14 protein-coding genes are annotated in these 14,522 nt (G+C 68.7%); 4 read left to right on the forward strand and 10 right to left on the reverse strand.

The window, feature by feature from the left end; translation table 11 throughout:
• Positions 1 to 291 precede the first annotated feature (291 nt).
• A complete protein-coding gene (locus tag ACFYOY_RS41660; protein ID WP_388593045.1) occupies positions 292 to 870 on the forward strand; it encodes a hypothetical protein in 579 nt (192 codons plus the stop codon).
• Positions 871 to 893: 23 nt separating this feature from the next.
• Here ACFYOY_RS41660 and ACFYOY_RS41665 read toward each other — a convergent pair whose 3' ends face one another.
• Together ACFYOY_RS41665 and ACFYOY_RS41670 are read right to left on the reverse strand one after the other, a co-directional pair.
• Positions 894 to 2,093, reverse strand: a complete 1,200-nt coding sequence (locus ACFYOY_RS41665; RefSeq protein ID WP_351901620.1) for an MFS transporter — start codon at positions 2,091 to 2,093, stop codon at positions 894 to 896.
• A gap of 55 nt (positions 2,094 to 2,148) precedes the next feature.
• Positions 2,149 to 2,583: a heme-binding protein gene (locus ACFYOY_RS41670; RefSeq protein ID WP_388592964.1), complete on the reverse strand. Its 435-nt coding sequence runs from the start codon at positions 2,581 to 2,583 to the stop codon at positions 2,149 to 2,151.
• 114 nt (positions 2,584 to 2,697) lie between these two features.
• Between ACFYOY_RS41670 and ACFYOY_RS41675 the strand changes: the two genes are divergently transcribed.
• Complete coding sequence (locus ACFYOY_RS41675; protein WP_351901624.1) at positions 2,698 to 3,393, forward strand: IclR family transcriptional regulator; 696 nt, start codon at positions 2,698 to 2,700, stop codon at positions 3,391 to 3,393.
• A gap of 53 nt (positions 3,394 to 3,446) precedes the next feature.
• Here ACFYOY_RS41675 and ACFYOY_RS41680 read toward each other — a convergent pair whose 3' ends face one another.
• The 8 genes from ACFYOY_RS41680 to ACFYOY_RS41715 form a co-directional block, all read right to left on the reverse strand.
• Entirely contained in the window at positions 3,447 to 5,786 is a 2,340-nt protein-coding gene (locus tag ACFYOY_RS41680; protein ID WP_388592967.1) for a CoA transferase, read from the reverse strand.
• Between the two features lie 67 nt (positions 5,787 to 5,853).
• On the reverse strand, positions 5,854 to 6,687 hold the full coding sequence (locus tag ACFYOY_RS41685) for an enoyl-CoA hydratase/isomerase family protein (RefSeq protein WP_388592970.1): 834 nt from the start codon (positions 6,685 to 6,687) through the stop codon (positions 5,854 to 5,856).
• A complete protein-coding gene (locus ACFYOY_RS41690; RefSeq protein WP_351901630.1) occupies positions 6,684 to 8,141 on the reverse strand; it encodes a sodium:solute symporter family protein in 1,458 nt (485 codons plus the stop codon). Before ACFYOY_RS41690 ends, ACFYOY_RS41685 begins: the two co-directional genes overlap by 4 nt.
• A 15-nt stretch (positions 8,142 to 8,156) precedes the next feature.
• Positions 8,157 to 9,284, reverse strand: coding sequence for an acyl-CoA dehydrogenase family protein (locus ACFYOY_RS41695; RefSeq protein ID WP_351901632.1), 1,128 nt, complete (start codon positions 9,282 to 9,284; stop codon positions 8,157 to 8,159).
• 25 nt (positions 9,285 to 9,309) lie between these two features.
• Positions 9,310 to 10,740, reverse strand: coding sequence for an aldehyde dehydrogenase family protein (locus ACFYOY_RS41700; RefSeq protein ID WP_351901634.1), 1,431 nt, complete (start codon positions 10,738 to 10,740; stop codon positions 9,310 to 9,312).
• A 354-nt stretch (positions 10,741 to 11,094) separates the two neighbouring features.
• Positions 11,095 to 11,715 carry a TetR family transcriptional regulator gene (locus tag ACFYOY_RS41705; protein WP_351901635.1) on the reverse strand — a complete coding sequence of 207 codons (621 nt, stop codon included), beginning with the start codon at positions 11,713 to 11,715 and terminating at the stop codon, positions 11,095 to 11,097.
• A gap of 30 nt (positions 11,716 to 11,745) precedes the next feature.
• Entirely contained in the window at positions 11,746 to 11,925 is a 180-nt protein-coding gene (locus ACFYOY_RS41710) for a hypothetical protein (RefSeq protein WP_351901637.1), read from the reverse strand.
• A 64-nt stretch (positions 11,926 to 11,989) separates the two neighbouring features.
• Positions 11,990 to 12,475, reverse strand: a complete 486-nt coding sequence (locus ACFYOY_RS41715) for a MarR family winged helix-turn-helix transcriptional regulator (protein WP_388592975.1) — start codon at positions 12,473 to 12,475, stop codon at positions 11,990 to 11,992.
• Positions 12,476 to 12,721: 246 nt separating this feature from the next.
• Here ACFYOY_RS41715 and ACFYOY_RS41720 point away from each other — a divergent pair, with 246 nt between their 5' ends.
• Positions 12,722 to 13,639, forward strand: coding sequence for an SDR family oxidoreductase (locus ACFYOY_RS41720; RefSeq protein WP_351901641.1), 918 nt, complete (start codon positions 12,722 to 12,724; stop codon positions 13,637 to 13,639).
• The gene (locus ACFYOY_RS41725; protein ID WP_388592977.1) at positions 13,639 to 14,514 is read left to right on the forward strand and encodes an amidohydrolase family protein; all 876 of its coding nucleotides are present in this window, start codon (positions 13,639 to 13,641) and stop codon (positions 14,512 to 14,514) included. Before ACFYOY_RS41720 ends, ACFYOY_RS41725 begins: the two co-directional genes overlap by 1 nt.
• Positions 14,515 to 14,522: the final 8 nt, after the last annotated feature.

Here is a 14,522-nt window from a genome sequence, read left to right on the forward strand (position 1 = left end):
CGGTGGCTTGTCCGAGCGGCACGAGGTGCTCGGTGTCCGTGGAGACCGGCCCGCGCGTCCAGTCCAGTTGCTTGCTCGGGTAGAAGAGCACGGGATCGGGGTCCCGGATCGCCGCCTTCAACAGCGCCTTGGCGTCCCAGGGGTCGGAAGGGACGACGGCTTTCACCCGGGGAAGTGCATGCCGAGCATTTCCCTCGACCCCGAATGCTCCGGTCCGGCCCCGCCGCTGGGTCCGATCGGCATGATGATGACGGCGGGCTGCTCGAGATCGCTGCCGCGGAGTGCGGGTATGTGACCATCCTTGCGAATGCCAACCGCGACCCTTATCAGGAGCGCACCAAGTTCCAGGTCCTCCGCGAGCATGGGGCGCCCGGAATCGTCTTCTGCGGCAGCGACATCGAAGGCTCTCCCGGCACGGCTGACCTGGACCGGGAGGTCAACCGAGCGGTGGGCGAGGGCACACGGCTTGTGAGCCTCGCGCCACGCGGCTTCGTGACAACCCAGATCATCGTGGACAACGAGGCGACCGCGTACAACCTCACCAAGCACATGCCCGGCCTGGGGTGCCGCGACATCGTCTTCGCCGTGCCCGCGACCAGCTGGCCCAGGCCGCGGTGGACCTGGAGGCGATCGTCGGCGCGATGCTCACCGACCTGGCCGCCACTGGCCGAGCTGGGCCGACTCGCGGTCGAGGACATCGTGCGCAAGGCCGACGAGCCGCCGATCGCTCCCGTCTGCACACTCCGCGAGGGCAGGGCCACGCAGGCGGTGCGCGACTCCGTCCAGGCCTGTGCGAGAGACGACCGCCCGCCACTTCCCACTTCCTCCAGCGCGGGGCCGGGGGACGCCGCCGGTCTCGGCACTCTGTGACGGCGCTGCTGATCCGCTTCGCATCACCGGAGCGATGCCCCCACCCCACAGCCAGATGCGTTTGCGCCGCTCCGCGAGGCATGGTGTGCGGCGATGCCCGTTGTGGCCACAAGCGCGGCCAGGGCCAGAGCGATGGCCACCCATGGAGTACGGGCGGGGTCGCCATGGTCCAGAACGAGGCCGCCGGCGAATGAGGCGGTGGCGATGCCGGCGTTGAAGGCGGCGATGTTCAGGCCGCTGGCGGCCTTCTCCGCTCCTGTGCCATGGACGGAGGCGAGGGCCACCGCGTGGGTCTGCACCGCGGGAGAGATCAGGAAGGCGAAGACACCCCAGACGGCGATGTTGACCGCGACGGCGACCGAGTGGCCTTGGGTGGCCAGGAGCGCGACCAGGGACACGATCAGGCCGGTCAGGGCCATGCGGATGGTGAGGACGGCGCCGCGGCGGTCGGTCAGGCGTCCGCCGGCCAGGTTCCCGGCCACGGTGGCGGCGCCGAACAGCACCAGAATCCAGGTGACCGCCGGCGCGGTGTAGCCGGCGTGCCGGGTGAGCAGGGGTTCGAGGTAGGTGAAGACGGCAAAGGTGGCGCCGAAGCCCAGGGCGGTGACGAGATAGGTGAGCGCGAGTGGCCGGTGCGCCAGCAAGGCGAGCTGTTCGCGCAGGAGTACGCCTCGTTCGCCGGAGGCGGACGGGAGCAGCGCCCAGAGGGTGAGCGCGGCGGCCAGACCGAGCGCGGCGACGAGGGCGAAGGTGGCGCGCCAGCCGATGGCCGTGCCGATTGCGGTGCCGGCGGGGACGCCGATGACCATGGCGACGGTCAGGCCGAGGAACATCAGGGCGATCGCCCGACCGGCCTTGTCCTTGGGGACCAGAGAGGCGGCGACGGGAGCACCGAGGGCGAAGACCGTTCCGTGGGCGGCCCCGGCAGCGGCGCGGCCGAGCATGAGGCCGGTCAGGTTCGGGGAGGCGGCGACGGCGAGGTTGCCGAGGGCGAACAGGGCCATGAGGCCGGCGAGCATGGCGCGGGAGTCGTAGCGGCTCAGCCAACTCGTCAGAAGCGGGGAGAACGCCGTGATGGCCAGGGCATAGACGGTCACCAGCAGACCGGCGGTGCCAAGGTCCGCGTGGACGTCGGCGGCGATGGCCGGGAGCAGGCCGACGAGGACGAACTCGCTTATGCCGATGGCGAAGGCGGCGAGGGTGAGGGAGAGCAGGCGGAACATCCAAGGGTCCTTCGTATGGGGGCGGCCGACGGGCCGGGCCCGTCGGCCGGGGCGGTCAACGCAGAGCCGCGGCACCAAGGCGGGCGAACTCCTCATCGGCCTCCACCGAGGCCCCGGCGACGCCGACCGCGCCGATGCTCTGGTCCGCCCGGCGCAGCTGCACGCCGCCGCCGAAGCTGATCAGGCCGCCGTTGGTGTGCTCCAGGGTGTAGATCGCGCCGCCCGGCCGCGCGCCCTGACCCAGGACGTCGCTGTCGGTGCCGAACAGTGCCGCGGTACGGGCCTTTTTGATGCTCACGTCGATCGGCCCGGCCAGCGCGCCGTCCATCCGGTGGAAGGCCACGAGGTGGCCGGCCTGGTCGACGACCGCAACGCTGACCGCGACCCCCCGCTGCCGAGCGGCAGTGGTGACTTCTTCCATGACCCGCTGCGCGGACTCCATCATCGATTCCTCCATGTTGAATAAACCAGCGCATAGTCTGGCTCTCATCTAGCGATACTGAACGCCTCCACCATACGGGTCCGTTTTTGCATGTCAAATTTCATAGCTAGAATCAGTACCTAGATTCCACAATGATGAATGGGAGTGGGAATGATCCAGTCGGTGCAACGTGCGTTCCAGCTCCTGGAGGCCATCGCCGCCACCCCTCGCGGGGCTCGGCTCAGCGACATCGCGGACGCCGCCCAGCTGAACCGCAGCACTACTCACAACCTGCTGGCCACACTCCAGGAGCTCGGATACGTCGCCCAGCCCTCCCGCGGCGGCGTCTACACCCTCACCGACCGCCTCACCGACCTCGCCCGCGGCGCTTCAGTGGCCGACGACCTGCTGCGCGAACGCCTCCGCCCCGCCCTGGAGAAGATCACCCAGGACACCGGGGAGACCTGCTATCTGGCCGTCCCGGCCGGTGCCCAATACCTCTGTCTCGACGCCGTGGAAGCACGGACCCCGCTGCGACTGACCATCCCGATCGGTGGCCGCGAACCTCTGCTCGGCACCGCCATCGGCCACGCTCTCCTGTCCGGCCGGCCCGATCTGCGCAGCCGCCTCGCGGTCGACCAGCCCACGGCCTGGCGGCAGGCCGCCGACCGCGTGGAGCAGGCCCGCGCCGAGGGCTACGCCCTGGACCTGGCCGACTACCACCCGGACATCTCCTGCGCGGCCGTACCCCTGTGGGAAGAGGGCCGGGCACGCGCCGCCATCGCCGTCGCCGGACCCACCACACGACTGCCGGAAGCCCGCCTGCGCCAGATCGCCGCCCGCATCCGGGAAACCGTGACCGGCCAGCCGAGCCCCTGAAGCCCAGCGGGCCCACCCCGCATTCGGGATGGGCCCGTCTTCCGGGATCCGGGTCATGCCGAATGTACGGACCCCAGGACGTCGGCGGTGTGCTGGCCCAGCAGTGGCGCGGCGGCCGACGGCTGGAGGAGGCGTCCTGCCGCTTCCAGAGGCAGGCCCGCGTACTCGTGTGTCCCCGCCTCCGGATGTGTCAGGGCGGCGAACCACCCGCGATGCCTGAGCTGTGGGTCCTCGAACAGGTCCCGGCCGTTTTGCACGGGCGCGGCGGGGACACCGGCCCGCTGGAGACGCGTGGCCAGGCGCGTCTTGTCGTGTTCCCGCGTCACCTCCGACAGGCGCCGCTCTATCTCCTCCGCCTTGGCTTTCCGCGCCGTCGTTTCCGCCAGCGACGTGTCGCGAGCCCAGTCGGTCCAGCCCAGTTCCGAGCACAGCGCGGACCACTGGTCCGCCGTGTGCACAGCGATAGCGATCCACTGGTCCTCGCCCTCACAACCGAACGCGTCGTGAGGGAAGGCGGTGGGGATCGCGTTGCCCTGCAGCACCGGGTCAGCCCCCGTTGAGAGGGAATTAAGGATGATGTCGCCGATCCAGGACATGGCCGCTTCGCGCTGAGCGACCTCGACGTACTGCGCTTGCTGTGTGCGGTCCCGGTGCGCCAGCGCGGTGACGGCGGCCGCCGCGCCCGCCAACCCGCCCATGGGATCGAGATACGCGGAGCCCGACCCCAGCGGTCCGGATTCCTTGTCGTATCCGATCAGTGCGGTGATACCGGCCATCGCCTCCATCGTCTGTCCGTAGGCACGGTGATGCCGGAGCGGCCCTGTGGTGCCGAAGCCCGACATCTCGACCATGACGACGGAGGGGTTGATCTCGCGGAGCGTGTCGAAGCCGAGCCCCAGGCGTCTCATGGTGTCCGGGGTGAAGTTGGTGACCACCAGATCACTCTCCCGGCACAGGTCGTGGGCCTGTCGGCGGCCGATGTCCGTCTTCAGGTCCAGCAGCACCGACTTCTTGTCCAGGTTCTGGGCGTTGAACCACGCGTTGCGGTTGTACGGGCGCTCACCGGGCTCGCCGTTCGGGTAGAACTCGGTGGCGGTGGGGGCGTCGGCGGGGCCTCGCCAGGCGTCCATCCTGGAGGCGCTTTCCACCTTGAGAACCTCCGCGCCCAGCAGGGCGAGAATACGGGTGGCGAGTGGCCCCGACCAGGCCGTGGTGAAGTCCACTACGCGCGTACCCCGCAAAGGCCGCTCGTCGCGTTCCGCCGTGCCGCCCGGATGCCGGTCGAGCGTGGGGAGGGCGGCCGGTACGCCGCCGCTGGTGCCGCGTGCGGATCCCGGCTCATAGCTCGCGGGCCGCCACAGCGGGCCCAGCACGAGGTGCTTTCGGCCCTGGAATTCGGCGTGCCGCCAAAAGTCCCTGCTCAGCAGCTGCGGGTCGGTTCTGAGCTCGGTCGGGGTGCGGACCGGGGACATGACCAGCCGGTGGTCCAGTGCGGCTTGGAGGAGGGCTTCTCGGCTTCGGCCTCGTGCCCGCTCCTGGATCCGCGCGAAAGCTGACGGGATGTCTCGCATGAAGTCGGGCCATGAGGAGAACAGCGGTGAATCCACCAGATCGTCGGCGCCCACGGCGGTGAGCAACTCGCTCAGCCGACCCTCCATGGCGAAGGCGGTCATCCAACCGTCCGCACAGCGGATGCGGCCCTTGGGCCGGTTCAGCTCGCCTCGCTGTGCGATCGTCGCGCTGTAGGCCCATTGGATGGCGAAGTTCTGTTCCATCGCCGCCGCCGCCTCATGCACCGCGACCCGCACGATCTCCCCCGCGGCTCCGACGGCCGGACGAGCGAGCAGCCTCGCCGCGAGTGACACATAGAGGAAGAGACCGGCCGCGATGTACGCGCGGTTGCCCGTGCCGTAGAGCGGTGGGCGCCCGGCCAGGCCGGTGTAGTGCATGGATCCGGACAATGCCTGGTGGATGAGTTCCGATCCGTGCCAGTCGCGGTAGGGACCCTGGTCGGCGAAGTCGGTGGCGACCGCGACCAGTGCGTGCGGGGCCAGGCCGGCGGCGATCGCGGCTTCGCCGTGGTCGGACACCACCACGACGTCGACGTCCCGCGCGCACTGTCCCAGGGCGCTCTCCCAGCCGTCCGTGGGACACGCCTGGACCGACTTGGTGTGGTTGAGATGCACGTCCATGGCCGGGGACGCGCCGACAAGTGTCGACGGGCGGCGCAGCAAAGTGACGGCTGCCCCGTGGTCGGCGAGCAGTCGGGCGGCGAATTGACCTGCGATGGTGTCCGACACGTCCATGACGCGCACTCCCCGGAAGGGAAGGCGGTCTGCCGGCCCGTGCCGGCCTGCGTCGGCTGGATCATCCGTGGGAAAGTCGACCTTCACGGTCGGTGTCTCCGTTCTGGTGGGCGGCGGGTGGGGGCACCGTGCCGCCGGCTTGGCGCCGGTCGTCCTACTTGCCGACGAACACGGCGGGCCGCTTCTCCAGGAATGCCCGTGCGGCTTCGGCGGCGTCCTGGGTCTCGGCGCACCGGGAGTGCCTGACCGCCTCGTTGTCCAACGCCTGCTCAAATCCGACGTACTCGCTCTCCACGAGGTTCTGCTTCATCAGGCCCAGGGCCACCGGTGCGGAGGCCGCCAGTTCCTCGGCTACGGCGCGGACGCGTTCCAGGAGCTGTTCGGCCGGCCAGACCTTCGAGACCAGCCCGATACGAAGCGCCTCCTGGGCGTCGAACGGCTCGGACAGCAGGTACTTCTCCCGCGCCCGTCCGATCCCGATGATCCGCGGCAGGGTCCAGGTCCCGCCGAAGTCGCCGGACAGCCCGGCGCCCCGGAAGGCGGCGTTGAAGCGGGCTCGGTCCGCGGCGAACCGCAGGTCGGTCGCGCAGGCCCAGGACAGTCCGGCCCCCGCGCAGGCACCGTTGATCGCGGAGATGGTCACCGCCGGCATCGAGTGCAGGAGCGCGGCCGTCTCCATGTAGCCGCGGAGCTGGGCGGCGGCGGAGGCGCCGCGAAGGGATCCGGTGACCGCGCCCCCCGGGCCCTCGGCGAGGTCTCCGCCCGCGCAGAAGCCCCGGCCCGCTCCGGTGAGGATCACGACCTTGACTGCCGGGTTCTCCGCGAGTGCGGAGAACACCTTGTGAGCCTGTTCCAGCAGGTCACCAGTCATCGTGTTCAGCTTCTCGGGACGGTTGAGCGTCACCAGGGCGACCCCGGTGCTGTCGATGTCGCTGGTCACCAAAGTGGGCACCATCATCTCCTCGTCGGTCTTCGTCAGGGTTCTCACCGTGTCCGTGCGCGCCCTTCCCGGAACGAGTCGGCGGCCGATACGGAGGCCGCCGTCGCGGGGGTGTGGGCAATGGGTGTGCTCGCTTTGGTGCCTCGTCCGCTGAGCTGGGCGATCGTCATGACCAACAGAGGGGTCAGGATGGCGATGTAGGCGTTGTCGATGCCGAAGGGGTCGCCCGCCAGATACCAGCCGACGACGGCGGGCAGGGACAGGCAGAGGGAGACCAGGGCACCCTGCCGGGAGCCGTACGACGGTCGGTAGAACATCAGGACGACGAAGACGGCCAGGGAGGCCCGGAGCGCCTTGGCAAGGAACGTCACGCCGAGCACATCCGACGCGAACAGCGCCGCCGCCACCGGGATCAGGCCGCAGCCGAGGGTGGCGAGCCGGGCGAATCGCACGGCCTTCTTCTCGTCGCCCGAGGTATTGAAGTACGGCTGGTAGAAGTCCTTCAGCAGCAGCGTGGAAGAGCCGATGGTCAGGGCGGATATGAGGCCGAACACCGACGCGATCAGTCCGGTGACCGCAACGCCCTGAAGAAACGGGCTGAGGTCGACGACCATGGACGGAAGTGCCTGGAGGCTGTCGATGTCGGGGTGCACCACGGCCGCGCAGACACCGATGAATGCCGCGAGGACGCCGTAAGGGATCAGGACGAGGCTGGTGTACAGGCCGGCGCTCCTCGCTTTGCCCTCGTCGTCGACCGCGGTCATCGCCTGCACCACGTATTGGGTCGCGAACATGGCGCCGCCGCCGGCGACGAGCCAGGCGCCCATCTGGTTCCAGCCGACTCCGTCCCAGTCGAGCATCCGCGACGGCAAAGAGACCTGGATGCCTTCGTAGCCCCCTGTGGCGAAGTACGCGGACACCGCGACGACAACGATCCCTGCCACTTTGACGATGACGTTGATCAGGTTGGTGTAGATGACGGAGCGCATACCGCCGATCACCACGTAGACGCTCGACAGCACACCAACGATCACGACGGCCCAGCCGGCGTCGATCCCGAGCAGCGTCGAGATCATCGCTCCGCCGCTCACATAGGCCGCGGTGGCCACCAGCAGGAGTGACGCGATCATGGTCACCGAAGCCGCTCGCCGCACGCCCGCTCCGTATGCCCGTTCCAGGGCGCCGGAGATGGTCACCTCGTCGAGTTGCTTGAATCGCTTCGCGAACAGCACGGCGAAGACGATGAACCCGATTCCCAGAGCACCGAGGTTCCAGGCAGCGGAGATACCGTCGGCGTAGGCTCCCTGGGCCGTCCCGATACTGGCCGAGGTGCCCACGACTTCGGAGGCCATGAACAGACCGATCACCGCCGCGGGGAAGACCCGGCCACCGCGGACGAATCCTTCCGACGTCGCGCCGGCCTTACGGGCGATGACGCTCACCGCTGCGATGAGGATGATGTAGGCCACCACCATCAGGGCGACTATCTGGAAAGACGACACTGTTTCTCCTTCAGTTCAGCGGGACCCGGCGAGGTGGTCCTTGACATGAGCCCCCCACAGGACGCTGTTGACCAGTCCGGTTCCGTCGGCGGTGGCGAGCATCTCCGCGTCGTCGCGGAAGGCGGCGACTCCGGTGCTGGTGTCCAATCCATGTCCGGCGCACATGGACAGCAGTTCCGTACACGCCCGCACAGCGGTGGTGCAGGCATGTGCCTTGGCTCCGCTGGCCAGTGCGGCGGCAGAGGGGTGCCCGGTCTCGAGGGCGGCGGCAGCGTGGTAGGCGAGCAACCGCGCGCCCAGCAGCTCAGCCGCGATACCCCCCACTCGATGGGTGGTCAGGTCCAGGTCGGCGACCCGTGAGCCGCGAGCGGTGCGGGTCATCAGATGCTGTGTCGTCCTGGCCAGTGCCTCGAAGGCCACTGCCACGGCCTGGACGGCGACCAGTACGCGCGCCACCCCGAAGCCCGCTTTCGCTCCTGCCGCGCCGTCTTCGGTGAGAATCCGCCAGGGCTCCACCTCCACCTCGTGGAACTCGAGCGAGCCGAAGGTGAGATGGCACAAGCCGTGGGTCCGCAGAGGACGCCGATCCACACCCGGGGCCGCCAGGTCGACGAGCACCCGTACGGAACGGCCCTGCTCGTCCGCCGCCAGGACGACGGCGGTGTCCGCCGTCATCGCATGGGTGACCCAGTCCTTGCGCCCGGTGAGGACGAGCCCCCCTCGGCCCGGATCCACAGTGGTGGCGGGGTTCTTGATGCTGCTGCCACCGCGCGGCTCGGTAACCGCCACGGCGCCGATGCTGGTCCCTTCGAGCAGGCCGGGCAGCACTCGTTGTTTCGCCTCAGGGCTGCCGGCGGCGGTGATGAACCGCTGAACACTGTGGTTGGAGAGGAAGGGCACGGCACTCGCGATTCCTTCGGTCAACGACGCGAACTGACCGAGGGCGAGGCCGGCTCCATTCGCTTCCTTCGGGATCGTCGACCCCAGGTATCCCGTCGACCTCAGCTTGCCGAAGATCTCCAGCAGCTGATCGCGCGACCATGGTGTGGTGTCCGGATACGTCCTGCGGATCGTGGTGGCGACGGCCCGTCCCGTTTCCACCCACTGGCTGTCCCGGCCCGGGACGTCAGGCTCAAGCTCCATTGCGCGGCTCCGTTCTTCCGGCTTCTCAGAACTGCAGGGACTGCCGGTGGAGAAACTCCTCAATGCCCGCGGGACCCAGTTCGCGCCCGTACCCGGAGTTCTTCACTCCGCCGAACGGTGCGGCGGGGTTGAAGGCGCCACCGTTGATGTCGACTTGTCCGGTGTGGATACGGCGCGCGACGGTGCGGGCACGTTCGGCGTCGGCCGACCACACCGCGCCGCCGAGCCCGAAACGGGAATTGTTGGCGATGGCGACCGCCTCTTCCTCATCGCCGTAGCCGATGATGGCTAGCACGGGGCCGAAGATCTCCTCCTGGGCGAGGAAGGAGTCGGGGTCCACGTCGGTGAAGATCGTGGGCCGCACGTAGTAACCCGATGTCAGCGCGTCGCCGGCCGGCCGCTCGGGTCCCCCGGCGATGAGCTTCGCGCCGTCGGCCAGGCCGGTCTCGATCGCGCGGATCACACTGTCGCGCTGTCGCGCACTGGCCAGCGGGCCGATCCTGGTCCGCTCATCCGCCGGGTCGCCCGGGGCATAGCGCGTGGCCGCGGCAGTGGCGATCTCCTCTGCCGAGGAGAGCAGCTCGCGGGGCACCAGCATGCGGGTCAGGGCGTTACAGCTCTGCCCCGAGTTGAGGAAGCAGTTGGCGACGCCGACCTTGACGGCCGTAGCGAGGTCGGCGTCGTCGAGGATGACGTTGGCCGACTTGCCACCGAGCTCCAGTGTGACGCGCTTCAGGGTCAGCGCGGCCTGCTGGGCGACAGCGCGCCCGGTCGCCTCTGAACCGGTGAACGACACCGCATCGATCCCAGGGTGCTCCACGATGGCCTGGCCCACCTCGGGTCCGGCTCCGTTGACGACGTTGAGTACCCCGTCGGGAAGACCTGCCTCTTGCATGATCCGCGCCAGGAGCAATGCGCTCAGGGGAGCGACCTCGCTCGGCTTGAGGACCACCGTGCATCCGGCGGCGATCGCCGGAACGATTTTGCTGACCACCTGATGGACGGGATAGTTCCAGGGCGTGATGGCCCCCACGACACCAACCGGCACCGCGTAGACGCGAGAGTTGCCGAGCTCGGTCTCGAATTCCATCGACCGCAGCGCACGAGCGGTCTCCCGGACGTCGTGCACCGGCAGTGTCGCGTGCAGTTGACGGGCCAGCTTGATGGGGGCACCCAGTTCCTCGGTCACCGTCCTCGCGATCAGCTCCCGCCGGTCCTCCAGGAGATCGGCCAGGCCGTCCAGCACCTGGGCGCGCTCCTCGACGGTCCGGGTCGACCACGAGGAGAACGCTCCGCGGGCAGCGACGGCGGCCCGGTGGACGTGCGCCGCGTCTCCCGCGGGAACCGAGGCGATCACCTGTTCGGTGGCCGGGTTCTCCACGGGGATCGGCGGTCGTTCACCCCCCTCGTGCTCCCACTCCCCGGCGATGAAGTGTGCGGTCCACTGATGATCCATGCATCCCTCCGGTTGCCACATGACGCGTCGCTTTGAACGCCCGCCGCACAGTATGGCCTATACGAGCGTTTAGGCAATAGCATCTCGCCGAAAGCCCTAAACGATCGTTCAGGAGGTAGGTGCACAACCGCTTCGAGAGTTGCAGGGGAGGCCCCGCATCGCACCCTCCCCCGGGCAAACCACGAGGGATCAGGAGTCCGCACTGCCAAGGGGAGGCCCGGCAGTGCGTCTGCTACTGTGTCGGCACGCCTGAGCGCCCCGTCCGGTGGACCGGGAAAATCACCGGTCGCAAGGGTACGGGTCGGCTATCACACGGAAAGGGAGACGCCCCTCGGCGTCAGCGGGAAAAGTCTTTCAGGAGGAGACCGAATCAGCCTGGCCGCCCACCAGCGACAAGGCCAGGAATCCATAACGGTCTGCGATCTCTTCCGGCGAAAGTTCCCCGGCGCTCTTGTACCAGGTGGCAACAGCGGTACACATCGTGACCACGGCGCGACTGGCTTCCCTGGGCCACGGGGTCAGAAAGGCACCGGCTGCAACGCCTTGTACCACCACGGAGTCGAACATGCGCTGCAGCTTGTCACGCTGAGCGATGTTGAGGCGTCGGTTGTCCGGTTCGAGGCTGCGAATCTCGCTGTTCACGAGGAAGCTCGACATCACGTCTGACGCATTCCACAGCACATGCGAGCGCGCAGCCGCGAACAACTGCACGGCAGGATCGTCCCCGGCCGCCTCGATGGCCGCCCGGGTAACCTCGATCGACTGCTCCATGAAGCGGCCGATGATGTCCATCAGCAGCTCTTGCTTGGAAGCGTAGTAGTGATACATGGCCGCAGGCGTAGTGCCGGACGCCTTGGCGATGTCACGTACAGAGGTGCCATCGTATCCGTGACGATAGAAACGGGTCAGAGCCGCTTGAAATATAACTTCCTGACCAACGCTGTAACGCGGCGCGGAACTCTGACCTTGGGGCACTAATTTTACTCCTCAAATGTCCTGGGCAGGTCAGCCATATAAATCTCCGGACAATTCCACTGCGAGAATATGACGGCATTCTACCGTGCCGGAGCCTCGTTCCCCTCCAGGCAGCAGGGTGTCCAGCACGTAGTGGCGCGAGCGTTCGATGCCATCGAGGGCGACCTGCCCGATCTCGTCCTCCGAGCCCCTCCTGATGGTCTCGGCCAACCGCCCATGGTTGACGCTTGCGCAAGGGGCCCGGCCGAGTTCACCCCGGAAGTCGAGGAAGCGCTCAGGCCAGGGGCGGGCCGGGCGGCGGCCATGGGCCGACGCCCAGGGCGGGTGAGGCATCAGGCGAGCCTGTTCCCGCGGCGACGCGCAGCAGGAACATGTGCAGCGTCTTCCGCTCGGCGGGGGCGAGCGGGGCGAGCAGTTCGTCGGTCACATCCTGACCCGCCTGATCGGTGTCACGGAGGAACGCGCGGCCGTCCTCGGTGAGGACGACGATGCGGCTGCGGCGGTCGTCGGGGGCGGGTCGGCGCTCGGCGAAGCCGAGTTTCTCCAGGTCGTCCACCAGGCCGACGATCGCGCTCGGGTCGTAACCGAGCCGGGCGCTGAGCTCTCGCTGCAACGCGCCCTCGCAGGTGGCGAGGAAGCGCAGCACGGCGTAGTGCCGCAGCCGCAGCCCCGACTCCTGGAGGAAGGTGTTGAACAACTGACCGGAGCGCAGACCCAGGCGGTACAGCAGATAGCCCGTGTCCGCATGGAGCGCCCGCATCCACGGTTCGTCCGCGTCGATGGGGTGTGGGTCGTCGGTGTGCCGGCGGGTGATGGCGGGCTCCCTGGTCTCGGCCCCGGGGCGCCGGTCTCGGCTCCTCGGAAGGGCGGGTCTCGTGTGCAGAGTCCAGCATGACGCACCCGAGGTAGACAACAACTGTTGACGACAACAATTATTGTGCTTAGCTTCGATCTCGATGCCGCACCCCGCGCCGGACCGGCGCGCCCCATGCGAAGGGATTCGCTCGTGCCCACCATCGATCTGACCGGCAAGGCCGCCGTCGTCACCGGTAGCGGCCGGGGCCTCGGCCTCGCCTATGCACACGCCCTCGCCGCCCACGGCGCGTCCGTGGTCGTGAACGACGTCGACGAGGACGCGGCCGAACAGGCCGTCAAGTCCATCACCGAGGCCGGGGGTACCGCCGTGGCCGAGGTGGTCCCCGTCGGTGCCGCCGAGGCGGCCGACCGGCTGGTGAGCCGTGCCGTCGAGGAATTCGGCCGGCTCGACGTCCTGGTCACCAACGCGGGCATCCTGCGCGACAAGGTGCTGTGGAAGATGACCGACGAGGACTTCGACGCGGTCATCACCACCCACCTGAGGGCCACCTTCACCTGCGCCCGCGCCGCCGCCGTGCGCATGCGCGAACAGGGCGAAGGCGGCACGCTCGTCCTCGTCGGCTCCCCGGCGGGGCAGCGCGGCAACTTCGGCCAGACCAACTACGCCGCCGCCAAGGCCGGAATCGCCGCCATGGCCCGCACCTGGTCCATGGAACTGTCCCGCGCGAGCATCACCGTCAACGCGATCGTGCCGGTCGCCGCCACCGCGATGACCGAGACCATGCCTGCCCTCGCCCCGTATGTGGAGGCCCTCAGGAACGGCCAACCGCTGCCGGACTTCCTGCGCAAGGGGGAGGGTTTCGGCACGCCGGAGGACTGCGCCGCCCTCGTCCCCTTCCTGGCCTCCGACGCCGCCCGCGGCATCACCGGCCAGTGCATCGGCATCGGCGGCGACAAGGTGGCCCTCTGGTCGCATCCGCAGGAGGTCCGGGCCGCCTACGCCGACGGCGGCTGGACCTCCGACGCCCTGGCCTACGCCTGGCCCACGTCGGTCGGCGCCGAACCGCAGACGGTGGGTATCCCCGCGCCGAAGATTCCGGAGGCGTAATGGACCTCCAGGATCTGGTCGCCATCGACGTCCACACCCACGCGGAGGTGTCCTCCAAGGGCCACTCCTCCCTGGACGACGACCTGCACGACGCCTCCTCCGCCTACTTCAAGGTCGAGGGCAACCGGAGGCCCACACTTGAGGAGACGGCCGCCTACTACCGCGAGCGGCGGATGGCCGCCGTCATCTTCACGGTGGACGCCGAGTCCGCGACCGGCACCGAGCCCGTCCCGAACGAGGAGGTCGCCGAGGCCGCCGCCGCCAACGCGGACGTCCTCATACCCTTCGCCTCCATCGACCCCTTCCGGGGCAAGGCGGGCGTGAGGCAGGCCCGGCGACTGGTCGAGGAGTACGGCGTGAAGGGCTTCAAGTTCCATCCCAGCGTCCAGGGCTTCTTCCCCAACGACCGCTCGGTGGCGTACGGCCTGTACGAGGTGATCGAGGAGACCGGCACCATCGCGCTCTTCCACACCGGCCAGACCGGCATCGGCGCCGGTGTCCCCGGCGGGGGCGGCATCCGCCTGAAATACTCCAACCCGCTCCATGTGGACGACGTGGCCGCCGACTTCCCGCAACTGAAGATCATCCTGGCGCACCCGTCGTTCCCCTGGCAGGACGAGGCCCTGGCGGTGGCGACCCACAAGCCCGGCGTGCACATCGACCTGTCCGGCTGGTCCCCGAAGTACTTCCCGCCGCAGCTCGTGCAGTACGCCAACACGCTGCTGCAGGACAAGGTCCTGTTCGGTTCGGATTTCCCGGTGCTCACCCCGGACCGATGGCTGGCCGACTTCGAGTCGCTCTCCCTCAAGGACGCGGTCAAGCCGAAGATCCTCAAGGAGAACGCGGCCCGCCTGCTCGGGCTGACGCAACCGTGAGAGGTGTC

It is taken from the genome of Streptomyces sp. NPDC007875 (assembly GCF_042868035.1).
In the GTDB taxonomy this organism is placed as follows: domain Bacteria; phylum Actinomycetota; class Actinomycetes; order Streptomycetales; family Streptomycetaceae; genus Streptomyces; species Streptomyces antimycoticus.